Genomic DNA, 23808 nt, shown 5'->3' with positions numbered 1-23808 from the left:
CGATTATTGTGATAAAGGGCTTATATATAATGAGGTGTTAAAACTGAATTTCTCGTTGGTTCTATCCATTATTCCGGTCACCGTTATTTGTGCCTTTCTTCGGATATGAGATACTTTATCTATATTTTCTTCTTCTATTTCCAAAAGGGTAACGTTCACATCTACATTCCGTAGTCTCTTTTCATATTTCTCTATCGTTTTTATTAAGGAGTTTTTTACTCCTTCCTCCCAATCGCTGATTTTCACAAGTTGGTTGAACTCAAGGTCCCATATCATGGAACCAAAGTCTTCTCGGCCGATAACTTCCCCATGGTGAGAAAGAATCAGTAGCATGATGTGTTGGGCTATCGATTCCTGATAGGAACACCTTTGCAATTTCTTGGCAACAGCCGATTGCAATTGTAATGGCATTTTCAGGTAAGTCATACTATTCTTTTATTTTATTCTATTTCGCAAATATACTCTTTTCCTTGTTAGATGCCAATAAAATGCTCCTAAAAATTTGATGGTTTCAGAAATAATTCATATATTGCGCACGGTCACAAAACCAAAAGAGAGCTATAAAAAAAGTATGATATTAAAAAGTAAATTCTATGGCAATCTACAATTATGGAATTGGAGGCAACGAAGTAAAAGTCGATGCGAACGAATCCATCGCGGAAATCCCCTCCAACCGAACTTTGATAGTTCAAAAACTGACAGATGAAGCTCCTGCGGCTCCGGAAAGCGTGTATGGTTTGGAAACCATTGAAGATGTGTTCCAACGTTTTGAACCAACAGTTGACTTATGCCACGTGGATGCGGAAGGTAATGAAATCAAGGAAATCATGACATTCACCGGACTTGGAGACTTCGGAGCCAAGAAGATTAAAGAGAAGAGTGATTTCTTGAGTAAACTTGACATTGAGAAAGAGCAGGGTGTCAGAATAACTCGCCAGCTTACTTCCAACCGCGCTTTACAGAAAGCACTTGAAAATCCGGAAGTCAAAAATGCCATTATGGACGTGATTGAATCATCAATCGAGGAGATTCTGGCAAATCAAAAGAAAGTAGAACTTTAATCTTTTACTAAGATGAAGCAGGAAACTCAACAACAGACAGCCAGTACGACAACCTCACAGAAAGTCGTATCACAACAGGCGCAAAAGTCATCTGCATCGGCAATAGACAAACTCAAAGAATTTGGTGGCTTCGCTTTTCTTGAAAATATCATAGATGGGTATTCCAATCTTAATCCGGCACGAAAGGCCCGTCGCAACATCTTCCTCACGGATGAACAGTGGGAAAATGAACGTAAGGCCTTGGTTAATCGCTTAAGCGTATGGCTCAAACTCTTACGTGAGAATGACACTGCCGAACAAATGCGGGACAAGGCCAAAGAAACCGCAGAAAACGCCGAGAACCTTCTTAATCATAACTTGAAGAATGCTCTTGCCAGGACACGGGAACTTGAAAGCGCATATCGCACTATTGCGTTCTTTTACAAGAACACGGAAAGTGATAAGGTGAAGAATGTCACCATTGTCAATGCGACCATGGAGCAGCTTCAGGATTTGGACAATACCATTTTCGCTGACCACATTAGCAACGAACTCAAACAGAATTTTGACCGTCTTGACCTGCGTCGCAACTACTCCTTGCTTGTCGTTCCTGGATATATAGGCTCAAATGCCATTTTGGATAAGTGGTCTAAAATGGCATACGAGAACAAGGTTTTTCTTGTTACAGACTTCCAAGACCTCGAAACTCCGGACGATGTAGTAGATATATTCTTCAATGCCAATCATACGAGTGGAGATGTGTTCAAATCGAATACTATTATGACCTGTAACTGGTTGCTTGGTCGTCAAAGAGAGGAAAGCGTTGGAGAAGAAGAAAATCTTTATATTCCGCCATCTTCTTCACTTGCCGGAAAAATATACAACACCTTAATGTCTCAGGTAGTAGCCGGAAAGAAATTTGGTGGACTTAATGAAGTAGAAAGTGTACGCTTCGACCTTCGCAAGAGCGAGATTTCCGAGCTTGAACGTATGGGTCTTGTGCCGATGGTGAACGAGTACAGCAAGGTTATGGCTTTCTCCGCCAAGACATTATTTAATGGAGATAATCTTGGCTTGCAGACCTACTCCGTAGTTCGTGTATTCGACTATATAACGAAGGTACTGATTGACTTCCTGAACCGTCGGGCATTTGAAAATTGGACTACTCGCACGGAAGCAGATTTACGTGGTCAGGTTGTGAAATTCCTCGATAGTGTAATGGGACCGAACAAACTCATCGAACGCTTCAAGGTTATGAAGATTGAACAAGACCCGAATCAGAAAGACCGTGTGCTTCTTGACATCCACATCACACCGTATTTCCCGGCAAAAAGCTTCGTGATACAGCTTGCCGGTCATAAAGGCGATAATCCGGAAGATGCTATTTGGGAAAGCGAATATCATCAAGAATAGTATTGAATAATTTTAAATTTACAGATGGGCATAGTTATGCCCATCTGTAAATCATTTATCAGGGTCATGTGTTGCTGAAATTATATGTCTTATTATTGAAATCTTTACTTATATGAAACTCCGAGATGTGGATATTATTATTTCTGGTACAAAAACTGGGGATACCTATTATGCAAAATCTTATCCATGCAGTGATATGGATAAGAATAGCAAAATAGAGCTCTATGGAGTCCCTGTATATTATGTCTATATCAAAGGTACTGATGATAAAGGTCAAAGTGTAAAATATACATGGAAAGCATTACGCTTCATGCCGTATTATAACCCACCAAATTTTAGTTCTTATAAAACAATTGGATGGGTTAATAGTGGCTTGCATAAGCTCAATAGGCAGCCTGCACCAGAATATAAAAAAGCCTATGAGGTACATAATACATATTCTCAACATAATGGTGCAATAGTTCTAAAAGGAACTTTTTACATTCACGCTGGTCCTGAAGATCTTACTCATATTGGATGGGGAGCAGCAGGGTGCGTTGAAATAATAGGAAGTTTTAGTGAGTTTAAAGATCAAGTAAAAGAATTATCGGGGTCAACTCAAGTTGATGCGGATAGTGCAATTTCTGAATTAGTTTTTTATAAAAAACTTTATATAGAAATTGAATATGCTACTCCACCCAATATTAAAGCGAATTTTTATAAAGAAGTTAGTATAAAAAGGAGATAAGATTTATGTGTAACATAAAATATATACTATGTACTATATTTTGTATGTGTGCATATCTTCATGCTGCTGCAATCTGTAGCGATAGTATATCTGATAAGTTTTCATATAAGGTACTTGAAAATTTCAATTATTGTTGGGATAATAATATTGTCTATGAGGATACTAATTCCAAAGATACTGCTTTATTTGTCTCGTCTCATAAATACATAATCTCTCCTATTTTAAACGCTTTTTGTAATAATGTGAACGAACAGACAGAGTTGGCTAAGATCGGATATTGTTGTAAGCATTATCTCATTAAAGTCCCAAATAAATCAAAGAAAAATATACAATATTACTCTATAGAAATCAATATTCTATCTAATATAAAGAGTCATGCCCCCATAACCTCAAAAATAGAAGAATTAAAAAAACAGGACTATGCGATTATTGATATTATATCAGAGGCTCCTGTTATGTGTCTTGTTTTTGTGGAAGCTGATTATTTAGTAGCCGTAACTTATAATATGTTCTATGATTTTGATGATGTATTATCCTTTTCGAAATTCTTTGTAAAAGAACACTTCTCAACAAAATAATAAGATGTCATTACACAGTGAATATAAAACGTAATACATCCTCTTTCAAAGAAAAAATAGAGTTTCATTTTTCGATATATAATGCTTCTTCATTCTTATAATTCTCACATGAATAATCCAACATGAAGTTTTCTTTATATGAAATCATTAGGGTCTCATTTAAATTGACTTCTCTTATCGCAACCGGAAACTATCAGGGATTTAATGTAGATGTGCAGCAAGTTTTCTTCGTGTAGTGAGTGTTCTTTTTTCAAATTGGAGATTTTCCTATAATATAGCAATAAATAAGTAAATTAATACGTCTATTATTGAAATGCAAATTTATTGGTAAACGTAGTTTTTATATTCTGTCTATTGTTTGTAAAGCATAAAAATGTATATTTGCAACAGACCCAATTGCTCTATATCAAAACAAATGAAAAGAGAATGGAATAGCTGTATAAATACTTACAGCCTACCTTGGGATATTATCGTCAATTCAGAAAAGAAGAAGTTTATCGAAAGCTAAAATAAAAATATTTCCTTTTACTGATTTTTGCAGATTTATTTTTATAACATACTATATAATAGTGAAACAGAAAGAAAAGAAAGCTCGAAATAGGAGGACAAATGAACAAATAGACAAGGAGGTAATATCCGAACTTGAAAAGCTTGTAGCTGAATATGGTTTTGGTAATGTCAATTTGAGTGCATTGATGAAAGCTGCAAACATAGAAGCTAATGTGTTTTATAGAAGATACGGCTCAATGGAAAACCTTTACGACAGGCTTGCCAAGCAGTATGATTTCTGGATCAATGATACTATTGACGTTTCCAGCCTGAACATATTGGGACCTAAAAAGTTTTTTGCGGAAACATTCAAGACCCTTTATAGGAACTTGTCTGATAACACTGTAATGCAAAAGTTGTTACTTTATGAAATGTCGGTTATTAATGAAACGACAAAGAGAACAGCAGAAACACGGGATATTATGAATCTAAATTTGATTGCGTTTTATGACAATCTGTTTAAACCGGCGAAAATCAATATTAAAGCTATTATGGCGAATCTGATTGGAGGAATTTATTATCTGATACTTCATAGGAGGTGTGCGAAAACCTGTACAATAGATTTTAGTACTCAAGAAGGGGAAAAGGTCTTTTTCGAATGGATAGATTTTCTAACAGATGCCATTTTTGACAAACTGGAAGCGTATGAAAGGAATAGAAAAGCAGCTCAAGAAATGTTATCAGACGGCATAAGTGAGTTTAAAATATGTAAATACATGGGCATCAATAAAAATGACTTAAAAATGTTACTTTCAAATAGCCATAGAAATTCACGAGAACTTTCAAAGGAAAGCTAAAAATTTTATTTATAGTACATATCATATTGATAAGTAGAATACCATAAAATATTCGCAAAGCTCCATTGCTGCGTAAATCCCTATCCGGATACTTTGTATTAATAGCGGTCATTATCTGTATGGCCGTCGTGTGTATCCATGAACATATAAGTGATTATGGACTTAATAGTCTAATCAGGTCATTGGAGCAAGGGGTATTTGACGTTAGCTATTGTCGGTTACTTTTATAATTTTTTTCTATATCCCTTTGTATAAGGACTGATAGCCTGCTACAAGAAAAATCTGACACGCTTTGTGTAGCGCGTTACATAAAGTGCGTCAAGTTATTTTTCAAAGGGTACACGAACAGACTTGAAATTGCGGAATGATATAACTATATCACTATTCACAGTTTCAAGGTAGTCTTTGGATCTTAGTCCTGCATGTCCGTTCTCCTGTTTTATTATTCCCTGCTTTAGCGTTTTCTATTCCTTTTTTATATACTTCTATTTATCGCTTTTCTGCTGCCGTGCAACCTGCCGTGGATTGAATTTTTCCGCAAAGGTAATCGCCAGTCCCAGTCATGTCAATGCCGGCATTCAGCCGCAAGTGAAGCGCAAAAATCTTCCTCTCCGCTGGTGAGCGTATTTTTCCTCTTCAGCCTTGCCAGATTGTTCCTGCCGCCTTTGGATGCAGAAAAAATCATCCCGGAGGTCGCAAACAGGCCAAACAGAGGGAAATAAAGAATATTTATAAACTAAGGTAACGGTAGGATTAACCACCTGCCACAAAAAGAATTTATTATGTTATACGTTCACACAATTGGTCGCATTGGCAAGGATTGCCAGGTTATTACTGGAGCACACGGTTCATTCATTGCATTTGATATTGCGGTAGATGACTATTCACATGGAAACAGCATCACTACTTGGGTAAGGGTACGGAGTAAGAAAGAGAACCATATTCGACTATCCGAATATCTTACCAAAGGACGGTTACTGCTCATTGAAGGGACACTTTCGGCTTCACTGTGGAAGGATAAGGATGAAAACTGTCAGATTCAACTATCCATTACGGCAGACGCATTGGAGTTCATCAATACCGGAAAGCGTGAGGGTACAACTTCAGAAGCAGAGAGTCCGACGGATGCCGCAAGCAATGCACCTGTACCACCGGTAGCTATGCCGCAAGAGGACAAGGAAGACTTGCCGTTCTGATGATGTGCATATAGTATTGAACAACAACAAATACTAAATGTAGTATTTACTAATTATAGTAAAGTAGGAAGTTAGTAAGTTAGCTATTACTGAAAGTAGTACTTACTACATTTAGTTTATTAGTATTTTAGTATAGTAGTAAATACTAAAATACTTTTTTTAGTAAAATAGTATATACTAATTATAGTATTTACTAAGAATAGTATTATCTTTGTATCGCATATAAAGACATCAAATTATGACAAAAATTATAGCTGTTTTGAATCATAAGGGTGGGGTTGGCAAGACAACTACCACCATCAATCTTGCCGCTGCTTTGCGACAGAAGAAAAAGCGTGTACTGGCTATCGACATGGACGGGCAGGCAAATCTTACAGAATCGTGTGGTCTCTCCATTGAGGAAGAACAAACGGTGTATGGGGCAATGAGAGGTGAATATCCCTTACCGGTTATCGAACTGGAGAACGGACTTGCTGTTGTGCCGTCCTGTCTCGACCTGTCGGCGGCAGAATCCGAACTGATAAACGAGCCGGGACGTGAGTTGATACTGAAAGGCCTGATTGCGAAATTGCTTGACAGTCGGAAGTTTGACTACATCCTGATTGACTGTCCACCTTCACTGGGCTTGCTGACACTCAATGCCCTTACCACAGCGGACTTTCTGATTATTCCGGTGCAGGCACAATTCCTCGCCATGCGCGGAATGGCGAAGATTACAAGCGTAATTGAGATTGTCAAGGAACGCCTGAACCCGAACCTGAGTATTGGTGGCATTGTTATTACCCAGTTTGACAAGCGCAAGACACTCAACAAGAGCGTAGCTGAAATTATCAATGACTCTTTCTGTGACAAAGTGTTCAAAACGATTGTACGGGACAATGTGGCACTGGCCGAAGCTCCTATAAAGGGAAAGAACGTCTTTGAGTACAATAAGAACTGCAATGGAGCCAAAGATTATATGGCTTTAGCACAAGAGGTTTTGAAATTAAAATAAGACAATATGGGCAAGAGTGATTTATTGAAAGACAGTATGAAAAGCGGACTGGACGGATTGCTGTCATCCACGAAGAAATCTCCGCAAAAGAAGGAAGCCACACCACTTAAAACTGAAAAAGAGCCTGCGGTACATTGCAATTTCGTTATCGACAAGAGTGTTCATACGCGTATGAAATTCCTTGCTATTGAGAAGAATATGTCATTGAGAGACATTGTAAATGAGGCGATGAAGGAGTATTTGGAAAAAAACGGTAAGTGAGGGTATGTCCCTCGCTTCCCGTTCTTTTAAATCTGTGACTTCTGTTAGTACGTTATGCCGATATGTATTGCTACATATCAGTCATTGACAACCCTTTGTATGACAGGGAATAACCTTTGAACTCTCCCGTTGCACGCATGAAAGCGGCTGCTTTCGCTTCCAGTTTTTCCATGTCGATATTTTCGGCCTTGCGTTTGACTTCGAAAAATGTCGCCGTATCGTCCAGTTCGTTTTCAGCTACTATGTCTATTTCGTTCTCACCCTTGCGGTCCCACCAGCCTCCGATACGCGTATAGACTTGCCGTTCTATCAGTACACGTTTAAAGTAACGTTCAAGCATCAGACCGCTGAAAGTTTCATAATCCCGACCTATAATCATCTTCACACTTCCATAGTTCTCTATCTCCAGCATATAGCTGTACTTGTAGATGAAGCGGAACCAGAACGTGAAAAAATTATCCTCGATGACATACCGGACATTCTTGGCGGAACTCTTCTCGAACAGCGGTTGCTTCTTCGATATGATTTCGTATTCTTTCTCCAGCTTGGTAAGATAACCGCCGATTTCCTTGCCTACCACGTTTTCAATTTCCGAACGGGATGTTTTTCCTCGTGCAATGGCCGATAGTATGGAGAAATAGATTCCGTAATCCTTGCCGAACTCTTCGATAAGAATCGCTTTACCCTCGCCCAAAAATATGGAGTCGGCCTTTATAATCTGGTCGAGCATAGTCGTTTTGGCTGTTGCTCCTGCATCCACGAGTAGTTGTACATACTTCGCCACACCGCCCGTGAAAGCGTACAAGGCCAGCAGATCTTCCGTCGTGTAGCCGGGGTTGTATTCCGAAAGAATATCTTTCAGAACAGTTGGGGTAAACGGACGCACAGTCATAAAGCGCGACTGCCGGTTATACAACGGCTCTTTCTTATCCTTGAATATCTTTGTCATCATGGAATAAATCGAACCACAGACAATCAGGTTAATACGGGACTTCGGGCTGTATAGATCCCAGATGCGCTGCATATCGCTGAACACCGATTTGTTCACACGGAAAAACTCCTGGAACTCGTCGATAAAGAGTGTGATGGGACGTTCTGCCGAAAGTTTCATCAGGTACTCGAACACATCAGTGAAGTGTTCGGCCCGCCCCATGGTTGGGACCCCCAACTTGTTCTCTATTTCAAGCCGGTAGTCCTCACACAAATCGCCTTCGGCTTTCCGGGCAACAAAGAAATAGAGAATCGGTTCGTCCTCGTATGCCTTCCACACGAGTGATGTCTTACCGATACGGCGACGTCCCGTTACCACTGTAAACTGAGCATTGTTTTTGGCCATTTCGCGAATCTTGCGAAGAGAGGCTATTTCTTCTGTCCTGTCAAAAAATCTCATATCCTTATCCTTTTTTATTGCTATTTCCGAAACGGCTGTTTCCGAAACGGCTGTTTCGTTACTGCAAAAATAATGCAAATTTCTGGTAAAACAGGCAATTGATACAGATTTATTTAGCGAAATGGCTCAAAGGATTTTTATCTGGTAAGTTCCATTCCTGTTTTACACCGTCTGGTCTTACGTCCTTCCGCTTGTCCCGTTGTATCGTTAATCATCCCTTTATAGTTCCATCCGTTTTACCATCCGCCTTTCAGCGTATTCTTCCTTTTCTATATTCTTTTAATGCCACTCATCCGGTCCATCCCTGCCATCGCCGGTTGGTTTTCCAGACGCAAAGGTGGACTGCCGCGCTTGATTCCGTCGCTTTGAAGTGCATTTCCTATAAAATTCTTCCTTTCTGCGAAAGAGTAATTTTCCGGAAAAAGCGTCGGAAATCGCTTATTCGTCAGTCCTTGTAAAGCATCTGTAAATCCCAAGCGGTTCAGGCAGAAAAGAGAACCGAACAAAGGGAAAATAAAAAATTAAATATTAAAACCAATTAAATTTTTATGATTATGGAAGCAACAGCAATTCAATCAGTAGAGAAAAACATCACAATGGTAGCATTGGCAAACGTGCAGCCGAGCAATTACAACCCACGTAAGAATTTTGACGAAGCGAGCCTTGCAGAACTTTCCGAGAGTATTCGTCAGCAGGGTGTGTTACAGCCTATTGGAGTACGCCCAATAGAAGACAACCGCTTTGAGATTGTTTTTGGAGAACGCCGATATCGTGCCTCCCTCATGGCAGGATTGGAAGACATTCCGGCTGTCGTTATGGAAATTTCAGACGAAGTTGCCGAAGAAATGGCGGTAACTGAAAACCTCCAGCGCAAGGATGTTACCCCGATAGAGGAAGCAAATGCCTACCAAAAGCTCATTGATAGTGGTCGCCACGATGTGCAGTCTTTGGCGGTGCAGTTCGGTAAAAACGAAAGCTATATCCGCACACGCCTTAAATTCGTTTCCTTAATGCCCGAAATCGCACAGCTTTTGGAACAGGACGAAATCACAATCAGCGTAGCGAGCGAAATTTGCCGTTATGGGGAAGATATTCAGAAAGAGGTGTACAACAAGCATCTTAAAGAGGGGGTGCAGTACAATAGTTGGCGAGGAATGAAAGCCTCTGATGTTGCACGGAACATCGAACGGCAATATACCACCGACTTGGAGCGATACGCATTTGACAAGACCCTCTGTCTGTCGTGTCCTCACAATACAAATAATATGATGTTATTTTGCGAGGGTGGTTGCGGAAATTGCGCCAATCGTACTTGCCTTGCTGAAATGAATGCAGCATATCTCACGGAGAAAGCCGTGCGCCTTATGGAAGAACGCCCTGAGGTATCCCTCTGCTATGAAAGTTTCAACAGCAATGAAGCCGTAGTAGAACGTCTTACCGCCATGGGTTACGAAGTGGAAAGCCTTAACTATTATGCAAAGGCATATCCCGAACAGCCCGAAGCACCCCGAAAAGATGAGTACGACACCACCGAAGAATACGAACAGGCACAGAGCGAGTTCGAACAGGATTTGAACGATTACACGGAAGAATGCGAAGAAATCCGTACCCGAAGTGAAGCAGGTGAAATCATCCTTTATTTCCGTATTGAGAGCAAGGACATCGTACTCTGTTATGTTCCGAAAGTTACCTGTACTACCAATGACACAAAACAGGAGCAGACGCTTTCACCGGTAGAGAAGTTGGAAAAGCAAGACAAACGCAACAAGGAAATTGCCCTTGAAAAGACTGTAGAGGACACAAAAAAACAGATTTTGGAGGTTGATATGTCCGATTGCAAGTTTGGGCAAGACGAGGACAAGATGATTTATTTCTTCTTGCTATCATCCCTCCGCAAAGAGCATTTCGAAGCGGTAGGTATCGAGGAAAAAAAGCCTTATTCCTACCTTACAGATGAAGAAAAGATAAACATCATTGCCAACCTCACGAGCAAGCAGAAAGCGATTATTCGCAGGGATTTTCTAATTGCTAATTTCAAGAACGCATACGGCAACAATGCCATTGCATCCCTCTTGCTTGACTTCGCACAAAAACATATGCCCGACCTGTTGGCAGACATCAAGAACGGACATAATGAAGTGTATGAGAAGCGTCACCAACGTATCGAAGAGAAAAAAGCCGTTCTTTTGGTGCAGGAACAAGCAAAGCAGGAAGCGGAGCAATCTGACAAACAGCAATCCGAAGTAGGGATGCAGACCGAAGAACAGCCACAAGAGGAAGATATTGCAGCTTAACCATAATCAGTAACCAACGAATAGAGGGTGGAGTAATCTGTCCTCTATTCGTTCCTAATTTGTAATTAGATTAAGGTGAAGATGTTCACGGACAACTGCTCCAAACCGTTGTCGGGCGGCGCGTCTGCCGGGCAAACCCGCCATCCGCGCGATTATGCCTTTTCTATCCCATTTATAGCTACCTCCCGATACCCCGCCGCCACCCGTCTTCATTTATACCTATCAGTTTCCTCCTTTTTATCTTTTCCATCTTATTCCTTCTCCGGTTCCTTCCTGTCCTCGCCGGTTGGTTTTCCAGACGCGAAGGTGGACTGCCGCGCTTGATTCCATCGCTTTGAAGTGCATTTTTATAAAATTCTTCCTTTCTGTGAAAGAGTAATTTTCCAAAAAAAGCGTTGGAAGTAGCTTGTTCGTCAGTCCTGTAAAGCATCTGTAAATCCCAAGCGGTTCAGACAGAATATAGAACCGAACAGAGGGAAGAAAAATAAATCATTAAAATTTCATGACAATGGACAACATCAAAGAAAGCAAAGAGTACAAACTTGCCAAAGAATGGGAAATGGCAGTGAATAGTTTTAGTTTCAATCCCAAGCGTTTTGCAGCCGCTATACCTGATATGCACCCCACACTGCAACAGAGCCTCTATAGATTGTTTAAGGAGTGCATCATTGTGATGGCCGGATGAGACACGTCGCTATGATGACCGCAATCGTGCGTCACATGAAGAAGCAAAGTGTCTTATGGAATACCTCAAGACAAATGGAAAGCATATCCCATTAAAATAACAAGCGTATGAAAACACAAGAAGTACAATTTGGCGGCAATAACTATCCTTGCCGTGTGGTGGAATCCAACGAGGGTGAAGAACTCCTTATCGGCTCGATTACCTTGCTTGATGCCCTTCAGCCCGGTAGTTTCAACGATGAAAACGAAGGCTTCGCAAGCAAGGAAGCCGAAAGAATCTATGACGAGGTTTTCTTCTTTACCGACATGGCAAACCTGCGACTGACAGACGTAGAATTGGTTGCCGAACTGAAAAAGGACAACCCGGAATGGTTCGAATAAAAAAACAATAATCATCTTAAAAATAGCATAGTTATGGAAAAAGAGTATGTAATACAAATAGCACAGACCATTCAAGAGCAGTTGATAGGACTTACCCCTATGCCCGTCCTCATGTCATGGGGTATCGCAGAGTTTGCAGCCACCATCTTCAAAGACCTGCCTGCACTTCGTATCAAAGTAAACGGACTGTTACACACCGGATACGTCATTATTGCACTTAATGGGTCGGACTATTATGAGGTATATCTGTTGAAAGGCAAAGATGCAGAGTGTGTCAATGAAGAAGTTTGTTACAACGAGTTAGGGGATGTCATTGACAGGGCAATTGAATGCGGTACTGACAAAGAGGAATACGAAAAAATTGCCATCAGCAACTCACCCAATTATTAAGCAGGTAGCTCACCTGATAAACCAGAAGAAGAGATTAGTTAGTAGTAAACCGCCAGTACGATTGTACTGACGGTTTTTGTTGTTTTTATTTACATTATATGTCAGACAGCCGGATTTTTATTTCGCGTTGCGCTTATTTTGAACGTCTTTTATCATCTCTTTCACATCTTGCCCCACTTGTACGAAGTTTTTATATAGGATGCGCTCCCGTTCCTCTCTCGACTTGAAAGTGTAGAACTTCGGCAGCGGCACATACGCCGCTTCTTCTTTCTTGATTTCTGCCATATCAAAATCTGTTTTGCAGAAGAACTTTGTAGTCTTGAACTCTTCCGATTCTTGAATATTCATTGAACCGCCCATACCTGTTTTCGTCTTCACAAAGTCCCGTGCCGTCTGACCGCATATCCATCCGGTTGCCATATCCGAGATTTTCGAGGCAGGCACAAGGTTATCCATATTCTCATTGAGATTGATACTTGTTTTGTCCCGGTCAATAGTCACGCCTTTTTTGACCTGGACCACCTTGCCGAAGATGTCATTGGACAACCATTCCAGCGTTTCTTTGGCACGTGCCGAGCCGCTTACCACATTACCTACCGTCGTAATGATCTTTTGCATACCTACCTTACCATAATCGGCTTCCAGTTGCGGTAGTTCCTGAAAGCCGAGCGTTACACTCACCTTATTGCTTCGCGCTGTACCTATCAGACGGTCTATTTTGTGAAAGTAGAGTGTCGGTAACTCGTCCACTATAATACTCACAGGAATATTTTTCCCCTGCCCGGTATTCACACGGGTAACGAGACGGTTTAGGATAAGAGCGTTCAATGCACCGATGATGGATTCCATTTCCGGGTCATTTGCAATCAGCAGGTAACTCGGATTCTTCGGGTCACTCACCTTCAGGTCGAAGTCATCGCCATCCCGGTGGAATATCCAGTAGCTCTCTTTGGTTGCCAGACGCGAGGTATAAACACGTAACGTGCCAATCATACCCTCCAATTGTTCCATTGCCTTATTTTTGAAAGCTGTCTGGAATGGACCAAGCAGCGGAGCAACCTCATTGTCAGTTTCCAGTACCTCGAAAATCGTCTGATAACTTTCATTCAAGAATGACAGAATATGTGGCATGTCCGAATACTTTCCCAGCCAGTAGGCAGGTTCCACGATATTGCCGCCTTCACGGTCGCGCACGATACCTGTCGGTTTCCAGAATTTGGTCTGCGGATCTTGCTGTCTTTCCGCATATAGAGGCTTGCCGTTGGCATCGTAGGGTTCACGTTCATAATTCACGAAGAAGTAGATACAAGCGGCAAGGAAGTTTACCGCCGAGGTTTGGAAGAACTGGTCGCTTCCGCCGCCTCCCTCTTTCTTACCCTTTTGTAGGCTTTCCAATAATGTTTCCGCCGTTTCGCTGGCCGCCGCAAGATTGTTGATGTACTTTGCCTGAATTGGATTCACCCGACGGCTATACTCCACATCCACAAAATTAATCATGTTGAACTTGCACCCTTGGGGTACTCTGCCCAGTTTCTCGTTCTTCTTGTAATGGTAGTAGAGCTTGGTCGCCAATGTAGGAAACTTGTAGTCATACACCACCATGGCGAAACCTTTGGCCGAATGCTGTCGGATAAACGGCTCTATGATACTGAAAGTCTTACCCGATCCCGGTGTTCCAACTACCCATGTTCCTCGAAAGCAGTTGCTTACAGAAATCCACCCCTTACGGAATTTACCCTTATAGTAGTATCGCATGGGGATATTTACGCTGTATTCATTCTCGACTTTTTCTTCACATTGTTCAAAACTTTCATTCTCGAAGTTGAAACGGTCTTTCATCAATCCCTCCTTGATGAACTTTGAAATGTTGTCTAATGCGATATGTACCAGTACTACGCCAGCAATGGAGGCAATCATATAGAGAATGATATTCAGAGGTAAGGTATAAAGCCTTGTTTCCATCGTATGGCCGAACAGCCATACGGAGAGTACGAGCAGCAATAACCCACTCGTCAATGGATACACCACCTGCCGGCGTGCGTTGAACTCCAGATGCTTCTTGTTCCGCGTTCCGACACAAGTGATGCAGATAAGCAGTACCGTTGCGATTTTGCTGTACACAAGATTGCCGTCGTGGTAAATCATCCATTGTTTGATGCGTCCGTGAATGTCGGTCAGTATGCCGCCCCAGTGGTCGAGCATTGCAGGGTCAATGGCATATTCAAAGAACTCCAGCAGCACGGACACATATACCACTGTGCGGAATATTTTATAGAACCCTTGCAATTCCTTACTTTCTTCCATAAGTCAGTCTGTTATTAGTCCTTGTTTTCTACGATACCAATGATTACCTACTCTGATTACATCCATACCGAACCATGCACCATTCTCGTTCAGTTTTGTTTTTATCTTATCAAGTGTTACCGGACCGATACCCCAGATTTCCATGAGATATTGCTCGTTAAGATGAATCAGGTCTCCGATATATAATATTCCATGAGATTCAAGATGGCTTTTGATGGATGGGGTAATACCCAAACTGAATACCGGTTCCGAGAGATAGTGTACTTCTTCTGCCTGAATGTTATTCAGGGCTATTTCAAGCCCCACTTTGATTCTTTTGAGAGAATCAAGGCGTTCTTGCATCTTTTGGATGACAAGCTCGTCTTGCTGTATCTCATTGCGTAATTGGGTTGCTCTCTTTACAAGTTCGGCATTACTTCTTTTCAACTCTCCGTTAATATCCGCCATTGACAGATTACTTGTTTCAAGCTCGTTTCGTGTGCGGTCTAATTGCGTGACAAGTTCCTCCAGTCTGTCGGCATGACGCTTCAAGATTGAATTTTTTTCATTATCGGCAGTCATTTCGTCCAAAAGGTAGCCGAACCTTTTAATTTGAAAATTAATATCTTCTTTATCCGATGCTATGGAATCTGCGAGTTTTGCCAGTATTTGTCGGCATGAATTACCTTTCATGGACTTATACATGAGGACAATTCCCAATATCATCAATGCTATGCTGAAAAATATATCCGTATCTTTCATATCTTTCTATCTTTTATTCGTTTATGGTAATTATAGGGCGTACTTTGTGCGCCTGTACTTTAGGTGTTTCCTGCATTGCGCCGCTCCCCATGGAATAGAGCCATGCCTTGGCTGTCTGTTGCTTTTCGACTTCTGTGGATGTCCAGTACCAACAGTCGTTTTCATCCAGTGGTAACGGCTCACCGCCACATTGTTCGATGACAGGGTTGATTATCTTTCGCATGGTGTAGAGCAGCCGCATCTCTGCCACGGACGGTACATAGGCACTCTGCCCGTACCGCCATAGGTCGAAAACCGCTTCTGCCATTGGCGAAGCGGTTTCTTGTGTATCATACAGTGCGAATGTATTCTCATTGCCATCATAAGCCATGATGTCAGCCGATGTGCCTTGTGCGATGCCGAGGCTGTCGGCGAATGCCTGTGGAGCAATGTCCCACAGGTAAACTGCATAACCGTCCCCCTCCGTATCTCCGCGTTTTTCGGTATCGAAGACAACCGCTATCGCTTTTTTCCCCGATTGTTCATATTGTGCGTAAGGCAAGGCTGTTCCATCCTCGCAGAGGATATGTCCTGGACGAACTGCTGTATCGGGTACGTCTATATGCGTGTCACAGGCAGCGCAAAGCACGGCAGCCGTTGCCGCTGCCACCAAATGTATCTTTCGTATCATATTGCTTTCTTTTTTGTTTCCCTATTTTATAGGTAGTTTCACACCCAGCACGACACCTGCTCGCAGCACGTCCGCACCTTTTATCATCACATCGCTTTTCACTTGCCAATACAGTGTCCATCCGGCCCGTAGCACATAGTTGTGTTCGTAACCGAAGTGCAGGCCACCGAGGAACTTATTCATGTCGCTTCCGGCTGAAGCTCCGATACGCAGACTGCCATAGTGGTTGCGTCCCCGCGTCATGCACGGCTTGTAGGCCACGCCAAAACCGTAGCTGCGGTAGTTTCGCCAAAATGATTCCGGGCAGATATGCCCGCACGAAGCGCACTCTGCCCATTGTAGATAGCCGTTGACGAAGAACTCCCACGTATGGCGATAGTTCATTTCGTGTTCGTAGGCGAGCGTTATATCCATGCCGTTCTTGTAGAGTAGCCCTGTGCCAAGCGAGAGGCGTCCGCTACCTTGTTGTGCATTTGCACTTGCAGCGATACACACGCAGGTAATTATCACGATGATTGTCTTTTTCATAGTCATTCCTCCTCCAATAAATCTGCATGGAACGAATCTGCCGCCAGTATATCCTCATAGTCGATGTTCAGACTGATGTTACGGCCACTAATCTGTTTCTCCGTCATTTCGATGGTCAGTAGCTTGTCATTGGGAAAGGTCATCTTTTTCACGACAATCACATTCCGATAGCCGTGTCTGAATGTCTTGCCCGATTCCAGAACCAGGGCAGGTGTCAGTTCGATAGTCTGTGCGTTGGTTGCCTTGGCGAGTTTCTTGTCTGTCAGCTTTATCCGTATCTCATCAATGTCAAAACGAATGTTCGTCTTGTTCTCGATGGAAAAGTCTATGAAGAAGTAGTCACCCACCGAGTAGATATTGTTCAGACGCATCACCATGCGGTGTGCTTTGGTAGCTACGTTGCGGATTTTTGCAGGTGAGTTCCAGATGCGCCGTGCATGATGTGTCATGTCGGCAGCGGACATTGAGACTGCCGGATTGTTGTACGCATTACGCTCTTGCAGCAATATCTCCTTATCCGTTACTGCCTCTTTCATCCTTGTGGTATAAATCAGTGCGTATTGTGTGCGGTATCGTTCCGTCACAATGGTGACGATGGCGAGTATTTCACCATCCTCGTGTCCGCTTTCCTTGGGCTTTAGGCGAATGATGTTGTCAATGGGCTGATCGCCCGCCACCTTGTCAGTGGAAATATCCACGAAACGCACCGGTTCCGATGCCGTGATGACAGTTGTTATCTGTTCGTTCACCGTCAGTTGTTCCATTTCTTCGTAGGTAGTTTGTGCGTTAGCTTTCGGTAAAATGGAAATACCTGATAGAAGCATAATGCCAAATAAATTCCTTTTCATTGAAATACAGAGTTATAATTGAAAATTCATGATTGCTTTATTCTCTTGCGGATTGATATTTGCCTTATCTGGGATGTCATCCTGCATACAACTTGGAGATTTGTCCGTAACATCTATCTGTTCGAATATGATTTGTTTCGGAAGTATTTTATGGCAGAAATAGCTGCTGTTGAACGGTACGTTTTTCCCTTTTCCGAACTGAATACGTTTATCGAACATGAGTAATTCCAGATCAGTATTCTGGAAAAGTCGGCAGGGTGTTACGTTGTTCAGCCAATAGTTGGACATCAGCAAGGCGAATGGTTTTCCGAGTTTCAGACAGCGTTCGAAGACTTCCACTTTCCGGCTGAAAGGAGGATTGGATACGAGTATATCCCATTGGGACGGTTCATAGTTGAAAAAATCCTGTCCGTTATAGATATGGGAATACACGACATGGAAACCGGCATCCTTGAATTTCTGCACAAACTCACTGTGCTTCGTATCGAAAGGACACCAGACTATCTTGCCTTCAGGTATATATTTGATAATGGGTAATACACCATATCCCGGTGTATATTTTTCATCTGTCGGATTCCCGTATATTTTTTTTAAGTAGTTTGAAGATTTCATAGGCACATGATTAAAAATATTTATATTGATTTCTTTTCCCTATTTCGCTTCATTTCTTTATCTGCCTGGCACGCGCCCAAGTACAACGTCTCGTCCGGGTCATTTGGATTTCACATTGCCAAAGAGTGCCCTTCTCCACTGTTTTGAAATTAACATTCCCGTATCTTGGTCCGTAAAAACCGGTATGTTTTTGAAAAGCGAATAAGGCAATCCTCCGTCTGTCTTCTGTTCGGAAGTTGCATATTAGGGCAAACTGCCCTCTGTGATGCCACCATTCGGTACTCACAAGTTTTCCGATAAATGTTTCGGCTTTATTTGGGGCTATATAGTCCGCATAATAAAGCCCATCCGTACCTTTGTGATATTCTGATAAATCTGTTTCCATGTCATCATCGTTTTAATTCCTTTTTTCCTGTCCGTTCACTAAATACACGAAAGTTCCGTATTTCAACTTGACTTTGTTTTTCTTGATAGCTTTGCTAATGGCATTGCTTGTTTTCTGGTAGGCATTGTTCACCGCCTGCATCCCCCATTGTGCAAGGCTGTTTCCTGTTGTACTTCCCATACTCATGTTCATATTGCCCGACATTGCCCCGCTTGCTACATCCTTGCTCGTTTCCCGGAATTGGCTGTTGGGCACATACAGCCCCTCCATGCCATCTGTATCATAGAGTGAGAGACTCACTTTCACCAATTCGTCATTCACGAGGATGCTGCTGATATTACCTTTCACGCGCCCGGATGAGAATCCGCTTACCGTAGCGTACAGGTATGTTCCCCTTGCTATCACACACTCGCCAATCTCCACATCGTCAAGCAGGCGCAACCTCACGCGCGAGCCGTCCACCGCTTTGATGTTCTCGTCAATGATGGCTTGGATGAGTTTCGGTTCACGGACATTCTTCGACAGTGTGTTAAAGTAGTCCGAGGTTGTCTTCACCTTGCGTACCACCTCGCTGGGCGGTTCGTCCGCTGATGGCGTTTTCACAGCCCGGCTCTCTTCGTTGATGGTTCCGGAGGCTGCTGCTCCTTGTGGTGGAGCAATGTTGGCCGTGTCCGTTTCTGCCGGGGGTACAGTCGCGTTTTGCCCTCTCAGTCTCGCCTCTGCGAGTGCTTTCTCCAGTTCGGCAAGTGCTTCCTGTTCTCGTGTCTTGGCAGAGGCAATTTCCGCTGCCGCAGCTTTTTCCTGTTGTTCTTCCGTGAGCAGGTCGATGTCGTCCTGCGTGTATTTCGATTCATACTCTTCCTTGTTTTTATCGGGTTCTTCCCGGTCTATGTTATCTACAGCGGAGTAGTCTTGTATCTTACCCCATGATTTCGCCATATTCTCGTATTTGCTGCCTATGCCATCGTCCTTGATCTGTGCCCCCGGCAATTCGGGGTTTAGGAACTCCGTCGTCTGCAACGCCTTGTCTTGTATTTCTATCGTTTCTGTCTGAAACAGGTCGAAGATGAAATAAGACGTGCCGAGCAGGGGGAAATAAAGGATGGCGGGAAGCATATATTTCGGCTGGCGAAAATTGATTTTCTCCAATATCTTCATTATACATCTTTTAATTGAGTTGTACATATTTGCCTTCAATGGCACAATTTCTCAGTATCTCTGCGTTGTCTTCTCCGAAAGCTAATAGGATGCTACCGCGACTGGGAGAGTCACCTCGTGCTCCGCCTGGTCGGTAGAATCGGATGCGGTGGCGTAGGAATTTCATTCCCGTCGCTTTTGGAAAGATGACGTCCTGAAACATTTTGGAATCGCAACGGTTGAATAATAATGCAATGCCGTTGCCATGTTCTGCCAATTTCCGGACGAATAGCTCGATAAGAGGACGCGAATAGGGAGGATTGAGCCACACACGCCCTTCCCATATCTGGGACAACCCATCTATGTTCTGGTCATACATGACCTCGGCAGTCGGCCACAACGGATGGATGGGAGCGCAAGGGTCAAGGTCGAATTTGCCCAATGCGTCCAGTATCTCCTTTGGCGTGTACCATTCGTCTGACGAACGGACTGATTTTTCAAGCCGTGTATTCATAAGTACTCTTTTTACTATGGTTTGTCCCCTCTGTTTTTATGTTCCCTTATTTCGACTTCCTGCAACAGCTTGTGCCGTTCCCGAAGCACTGAATCCTGCTTTTCCGTCGCCGTGCGACTTACCGGACTGTGTCTGTACACAGTTACCAAGCGGTAGGCGTTCCATACGAAAGCTCCGATGACGAATGTAAAGACGATGACCAGAAACAGCGTCCGGTGTGCGTTGGCAAAGCCCTGCACCTTGGCCGCCGCTTGGTCGATGCGTGTCGCCTTGGCGAATTTATGCCCGGCCTGCACCTCTCGCTCGTAGCGTTCCTTGTACTGCGGGTCATCTTTGTCCGGCATCTTCTCGCCGAACAACATCCGTTTGAATCCTTTGATATTCATATCTTTGGTGATTTAATAGTTACTCTTTGTTTTTTGCTCGATATCTTTGTTCAGCAATGTGCGCCAGTTTACTATGAGCAGTCCATGCGGATTATTGTCCGTTCTCGGCACACGTTTAAGTTGCCCTGCCGTAACCAGTTCGCGCATCAGGATATTACTCCGGCGCTCGATTCGCTGCCGACCATAGTAGGTGAACTCCATATTCTTTTTGTCAAAGGAGATACTGTCACAGAATATCGAGAACACCGCGCTCGTACCCAATATATTGGAGTAAAATCCCTTTTCCTTGAGGGTATTGTACTGTGCCAGTCCCGTCTCATCGACCAGGTACATCGCTTTTTCCATCGTATAGCGGATGTATTTGTCGTCCGGTGCGAGAGTAAAAAAGTAATGGTGGAACATTTCTACGTGGCTCTTGGCCTCCACGTCCAGTGTTTCGTCCATCGTCGTGCGGGTTACGAGTATAGGTACATTTCCGTCCAGCACATACACCTTTTTCTGCGCGTCCGTCACCATTGTCCGGGCAGTCCAGATACTTGATACGCTGATGATGATACACCCTGCAAGAAAAGCAGTGCAGATGATGCCCACCAGTCGGATTTTATTCTCCAAATGTTTGATGACCATATACCTTTATTTTTTCTTGTTAGACAATCGTGTGTATTCGTCATGTAACATTGTCATGACTGTATCATGCAACTCCGTCAGAAATTTTTCGAACTTCCCGTCAAAAAGCTGTGTGTAATCTTCCCGCATGATTACATGCACGAATATCCACCAGACACGGCGGTTTCGATTCTTGGCATTTTTCTGCAATTTGACCAGTTGCAGACGATAGGTAAGGTAAGTCATCATAGGGACAATATATCGGTTGTCCCATGTAATGGCTTCGTCCAGTTCTTCATATTCCGGATCAATTCGGTGGTTAGGTGCATAAACGAGTTCTTCGCTTATGCGTTCATTTGCATAGTGCACGAAACGCTCGTTCCTGCACCATTTCTCAATTTTCTGTTGTACATTCATCTTTTGGATATTTAATATTAGGTTTATCATTATCTCATCATCGAGCCGATACCGCCCGTAGCCGTCATTTTGGCCTGCTGCGCCACACCTTCTCCAAAGTTCCGTGTAGAGAAGGCCGTGTCGCCTTCAGGTATCATCCATGCTGCCAAGTCCGGCACGAGGTTTAGGCATTTCAGTGCCACGATACTTGCCGCCATCAAGTAGCCGGCGGAGAAGAAGCTGTTTTGCAAGTAGGCCGCCATTGTCTGTTCGCTTGCTGTGATTGCCGTCAGGTTTTCTACCTGTATGCACAGTACAATGTCGAATAACAGTAGCACATAGAAGCCGACGAAGTAGAGCATTGCACCATAGAAATGTACTGTCAGATACCTTATAAGCCACTTCGCCCATGCACCTTCCCATTTGGGCAACAGCGAGAACGCCCATTGTATAGGTCCGAATATTGTTAACATGCCCAGTAGGATTTGCTGGCAATAGATGGTTGCCCACCATCCGATACGATACACAATCAGAGCGATAAGCATGATGATTTTGTCGATACCTACGATGACTCCTGCCGTCAGTGAGGTAAACCACAGTTCGGCTGCGTCTTTCTCCATCTTCGTCACTTCGTCCACTCCGGTTTGTTCCATGGTCGCTTCTACCAGGTTCGGGTCGGAGGTACCCGTGTGAGCGACATCTGCCTGTGCTTGCAAGCTTTGGTACATCGTGTCACGTACATGGATAAGTTGCTGCACTTCCTCGAATTTGTCCGCTATTTGGGTGGCTTCTGCCTCGTACAGGTCATGCGTGTACGAGCCGATGCAGTTCGGGATGTAAGACAGGAAGTCAAGGAAACACCAACTGCTCCCACTGCCAGCCATACCCGTGTCTGCTGGCGGATACCACCAACAGAGGATGATTGAAACAGCCAAAGGACGGAACAGCTTCAGCACATCCAGTGGCTCATGTTTCACCATCATCTTGTACGCCATTCCCGCTGCCATCACAATAGCGAACAGGGCAGCCAGTGCCATGCACATTTGTAGTATCCACCAGAACGGTCCCTGCGAGCCGGTAAAAGTCGCATCAGTCAGGAACTCGTTCGTTTGAAAAATCACATCGTCAATTTCTTCTTCAAGGATATTAATACCGAAATCCGAGAGTATATTTCCGTCTGCCATACGTTTTTGTTTTTTCAGTTCCCTTTGTTTACTGTTTCATCTCCGTCGCCGTTGCCACCCGTGTTATTGCCTGATTGCGGGCCGCGCACGGCAAAGCGCGATTCGTGCCATCGGTTCACCGCATCGCGGACAATACTCTCCTTATCCAGAGTACGGTCAGCGGTAGCATTCAGTAGCGTACTTGTTATCGTAGTATTCTGCCGTTTGGCAAGGTAGCCGACAAGGATTTCGTTCTGTCGAGTTATATCCTCGTAGATGCGCAGATACTCTTTCTTCCGCTGTGCGTTGGGCATATAGGCATCTTTCGTTGCATCAATGGCGCACTGGTAGATATGGTAATATTCCGTCCATCTGTCTTTATCCTCCGGTGTCCCCCCGACAGGCAAGATGCGGTCTATGTTTCGTTTGAACCGTACCATCTGTCCGTTGACCTTATCGCCTTCAGCGACCCATGCGATGTCCGCTTGACGGTCAGCCACGTTCAAGGCTTCTATCTTTGCCCGGCTCACCAATGCCGAGTCGATGGCTTCAGCTTCGTCCGTTTGGTTGTATAGGTTGACGCCCGCCAGTGTGCGGAATGACAGTTTGTTCTTGACTGCTGCCGACTTCTTATACTTGTTGTGCAGTATGGAATAGTAGAGGTCGGGCGAGAGTGCTCCCGTACCGGTTTCCATTACTGTTACTTGGTTTTGTTTCGGCGAATCGTGGTTATAGGTCACGGATTGTGCCTTTGCCGCCGTGGTTGCAATTATTGTAACCGTCACGAGTAAGAGTATTCTGTCCATATTTACTTTCGGTTATTT

28 protein-coding genes and 1 pseudogene are annotated in these 23808 nt (G+C 43.4%); 12 read left to right on the top strand and 17 right to left on the bottom strand.

The window, feature by feature from the left end:
• Positions 1 to 3 precede the first annotated feature (3 nt).
• Complete coding sequence (locus tag I2I04_RS16820; RefSeq protein ID WP_004310150.1) at positions 4 to 426, bottom strand: GPW/gp25 family protein; 423 nt, start codon at positions 424 to 426, stop codon at positions 4 to 6.
• Positions 427 to 593: 167 nt separating this feature from the next.
• Here I2I04_RS16820 and I2I04_RS16815 point away from each other — a divergent pair, with 167 nt between their 5' ends.
• The 8 genes from I2I04_RS16815 (at position 594) to I2I04_RS16780 (ending at position 7555) form a co-directional block, all read left to right on the top strand.
• On the top strand, positions 594 to 1061 hold the full coding sequence (locus tag I2I04_RS16815; protein ID WP_004310151.1) for a hypothetical protein: 468 nt from the start codon (positions 594 to 596) through the stop codon (positions 1059 to 1061).
• 12 nt (positions 1062 to 1073) lie between these two features.
• Positions 1074 to 2453 carry a DUF5458 family protein gene (locus I2I04_RS16810; protein WP_004310152.1) on the top strand — a complete coding sequence of 460 codons (1380 nt, stop codon included), beginning with the start codon at positions 1074 to 1076 and terminating at the stop codon, positions 2451 to 2453.
• 112 nt (positions 2454 to 2565) lie between these two features.
• Complete coding sequence (locus tag I2I04_RS16805; RefSeq protein ID WP_004310153.1) at positions 2566 to 3180, top strand: hypothetical protein; 615 nt, start codon at positions 2566 to 2568, stop codon at positions 3178 to 3180.
• A gap of 5 nt (positions 3181 to 3185) precedes the next feature.
• Positions 3186 to 3758, top strand: coding sequence for a hypothetical protein (locus I2I04_RS16800; RefSeq protein WP_004310154.1), 573 nt, complete (start codon positions 3186 to 3188; stop codon positions 3756 to 3758).
• A 569-nt stretch (positions 3759 to 4327) separates the two neighbouring features.
• A complete protein-coding gene (locus I2I04_RS16795; protein WP_004310156.1) occupies positions 4328 to 5104 on the top strand; it encodes a TetR/AcrR family transcriptional regulator in 777 nt (258 codons plus the stop codon).
• A 782-nt stretch (positions 5105 to 5886) separates the two neighbouring features.
• The gene (locus I2I04_RS16790) at positions 5887 to 6300 is read left to right on the top strand and encodes a single-stranded DNA-binding protein (RefSeq protein WP_004310157.1); all 414 of its coding nucleotides are present in this window, start codon (positions 5887 to 5889) and stop codon (positions 6298 to 6300) included.
• A gap of 238 nt (positions 6301 to 6538) precedes the next feature.
• Positions 6539 to 7294, top strand: a complete 756-nt coding sequence (locus I2I04_RS16785; RefSeq protein WP_004310158.1) for a ParA family protein — start codon at positions 6539 to 6541, stop codon at positions 7292 to 7294.
• A gap of 6 nt (positions 7295 to 7300) precedes the next feature.
• Positions 7301 to 7555 carry a hypothetical protein gene (locus tag I2I04_RS16780; protein ID WP_004310159.1) on the top strand — a complete coding sequence of 85 codons (255 nt, stop codon included), beginning with the start codon at positions 7301 to 7303 and terminating at the stop codon, positions 7553 to 7555.
• A 70-nt stretch (positions 7556 to 7625) separates the two neighbouring features.
• On the opposite strand, the gene I2I04_RS16775 is transcribed toward I2I04_RS16780, so the two are convergent.
• Positions 7626 to 8945: an ATP-binding protein gene (locus I2I04_RS16775; RefSeq protein ID WP_004322072.1), complete on the bottom strand. Its 1320-nt coding sequence runs from the start codon at positions 8943 to 8945 to the stop codon at positions 7626 to 7628.
• Positions 8946 to 9214: 269 nt separating this feature from the next.
• Positions 9215 to 9451 carry a hypothetical protein gene (locus I2I04_RS16770; RefSeq protein ID WP_004310161.1) on the bottom strand — a complete coding sequence of 79 codons (237 nt, stop codon included), beginning with the start codon at positions 9449 to 9451 and terminating at the stop codon, positions 9215 to 9217.
• 48 nt (positions 9452 to 9499) lie between these two features.
• Here I2I04_RS16770 and I2I04_RS16765 point away from each other — a divergent pair, with 48 nt between their 5' ends.
• The 4 genes and pseudogenes from I2I04_RS16765 to I2I04_RS16750 all read left to right on the top strand — a co-directional run bounded on the left by I2I04_RS16765 (position 9500) and on the right by I2I04_RS16750 (position 12694).
• Complete coding sequence (locus I2I04_RS16765; protein ID WP_008659497.1) at positions 9500 to 11239, top strand: ParB/RepB/Spo0J family partition protein; 1740 nt, start codon at positions 9500 to 9502, stop codon at positions 11237 to 11239.
• Between the two features lie 508 nt (positions 11240 to 11747).
• Positions 11748 to 12024: pseudogene (locus I2I04_RS16760) on the top strand (hypothetical protein).
• Positions 12025 to 12031: 7 nt separating this feature from the next.
• Complete coding sequence (locus I2I04_RS16755; RefSeq protein ID WP_004310164.1) at positions 12032 to 12304, top strand: hypothetical protein; 273 nt, start codon at positions 12032 to 12034, stop codon at positions 12302 to 12304.
• Positions 12305 to 12337: 33 nt separating this feature from the next.
• Positions 12338 to 12694: a hypothetical protein gene (locus I2I04_RS16750; RefSeq protein WP_004310165.1), complete on the top strand. Its 357-nt coding sequence runs from the start codon at positions 12338 to 12340 to the stop codon at positions 12692 to 12694.
• Between the two features lie 117 nt (positions 12695 to 12811).
• Here I2I04_RS16750 and I2I04_RS16745 read toward each other — a convergent pair whose 3' ends face one another.
• Genes I2I04_RS16745 through I2I04_RS16680 form a run of 14 tightly spaced genes read right to left on the bottom strand, consistent with a single transcriptional unit; the run spans position 12812 to position 23790 of the window.
• Complete coding sequence (locus I2I04_RS16745; protein ID WP_004310166.1) at positions 12812 to 14998, bottom strand: type IV secretory system conjugative DNA transfer family protein; 2187 nt, start codon at positions 14996 to 14998, stop codon at positions 12812 to 12814.
• A gap of 3 nt (positions 14999 to 15001) precedes the next feature.
• The gene (locus I2I04_RS16740; RefSeq protein ID WP_004310167.1) at positions 15002 to 15739 is read right to left on the bottom strand and encodes a DNA-directed RNA polymerase subunit alpha C-terminal domain-containing protein; all 738 of its coding nucleotides are present in this window, start codon (positions 15737 to 15739) and stop codon (positions 15002 to 15004) included.
• A gap of 13 nt (positions 15740 to 15752) precedes the next feature.
• The gene (locus I2I04_RS16735; protein ID WP_004310168.1) at positions 15753 to 16409 is read right to left on the bottom strand and encodes a DUF1566 domain-containing protein; all 657 of its coding nucleotides are present in this window, start codon (positions 16407 to 16409) and stop codon (positions 15753 to 15755) included.
• A 21-nt stretch (positions 16410 to 16430) separates the two neighbouring features.
• Positions 16431 to 16943: a hypothetical protein gene (locus I2I04_RS16730; protein WP_004310169.1), complete on the bottom strand. Its 513-nt coding sequence runs from the start codon at positions 16941 to 16943 to the stop codon at positions 16431 to 16433.
• Complete coding sequence (traN, locus tag I2I04_RS16725; protein ID WP_004310170.1) at positions 16940 to 17785, bottom strand: conjugative transposon protein TraN; 846 nt, start codon at positions 17783 to 17785, stop codon at positions 16940 to 16942. The genes I2I04_RS16730 and traN overlap by 4 nt, the downstream gene beginning before the upstream one ends.
• A gap of 12 nt (positions 17786 to 17797) precedes the next feature.
• Positions 17798 to 18397, bottom strand: coding sequence for a hypothetical protein (locus tag I2I04_RS16720; protein WP_004310171.1), 600 nt, complete (start codon positions 18395 to 18397; stop codon positions 17798 to 17800).
• A 49-nt stretch (positions 18398 to 18446) separates the two neighbouring features.
• Complete coding sequence (locus I2I04_RS16715; RefSeq protein WP_004314541.1) at positions 18447 to 18782, bottom strand: hypothetical protein; 336 nt, start codon at positions 18780 to 18782, stop codon at positions 18447 to 18449.
• A gap of 12 nt (positions 18783 to 18794) precedes the next feature.
• Entirely contained in the window at positions 18795 to 19940 is a 1146-nt protein-coding gene (traM, locus tag I2I04_RS16710; RefSeq protein ID WP_004310172.1) for a conjugative transposon protein TraM, read from the bottom strand.
• Between the two features lie 10 nt (positions 19941 to 19950).
• Positions 19951 to 20433 (bottom strand): DNA N-6-adenine-methyltransferase, encoded by a 483-nt coding sequence (locus I2I04_RS16705; RefSeq protein ID WP_004310173.1) that lies wholly within the window; start codon positions 20431 to 20433, stop codon positions 19951 to 19953.
• Between the two features lie 14 nt (positions 20434 to 20447).
• The gene (locus tag I2I04_RS16700) at positions 20448 to 20819 is read right to left on the bottom strand and encodes a hypothetical protein (RefSeq protein ID WP_004310174.1); all 372 of its coding nucleotides are present in this window, start codon (positions 20817 to 20819) and stop codon (positions 20448 to 20450) included.
• A 12-nt stretch (positions 20820 to 20831) separates the two neighbouring features.
• Positions 20832 to 21446, bottom strand: coding sequence for a conjugative transposon protein TraK (traK, locus tag I2I04_RS16695; RefSeq protein WP_004310175.1), 615 nt, complete (start codon positions 21444 to 21446; stop codon positions 20832 to 20834).
• Positions 21447 to 21452: 6 nt separating this feature from the next.
• Positions 21453 to 21842: a hypothetical protein gene (locus I2I04_RS16690; protein ID WP_004310176.1), complete on the bottom strand. Its 390-nt coding sequence runs from the start codon at positions 21840 to 21842 to the stop codon at positions 21453 to 21455.
• Positions 21843 to 21871: 29 nt separating this feature from the next.
• On the bottom strand, positions 21872 to 23005 hold the full coding sequence (locus tag I2I04_RS16685; RefSeq protein ID WP_004310177.1) for a hypothetical protein: 1134 nt from the start codon (positions 23003 to 23005) through the stop codon (positions 21872 to 21874).
• A gap of 14 nt (positions 23006 to 23019) precedes the next feature.
• The gene (locus tag I2I04_RS16680; RefSeq protein ID WP_004310178.1) at positions 23020 to 23790 is read right to left on the bottom strand and encodes a DUF5045 domain-containing protein; all 771 of its coding nucleotides are present in this window, start codon (positions 23788 to 23790) and stop codon (positions 23020 to 23022) included.
• Positions 23791 to 23808 lie beyond the last annotated feature (18 nt).

It is taken from the genome of Bacteroides sp. 1001136B_160425_E2 (genome assembly GCF_015559655.1).
In the GTDB taxonomy this organism is placed as follows: domain Bacteria; phylum Bacteroidota; class Bacteroidia; order Bacteroidales; family Bacteroidaceae; genus Bacteroides; species Bacteroides luhongzhouii.
The sequence above is the reverse complement of the archived record's forward strand: the minus strand, read 5'-3'. Positions and strand labels throughout refer to the sequence as shown.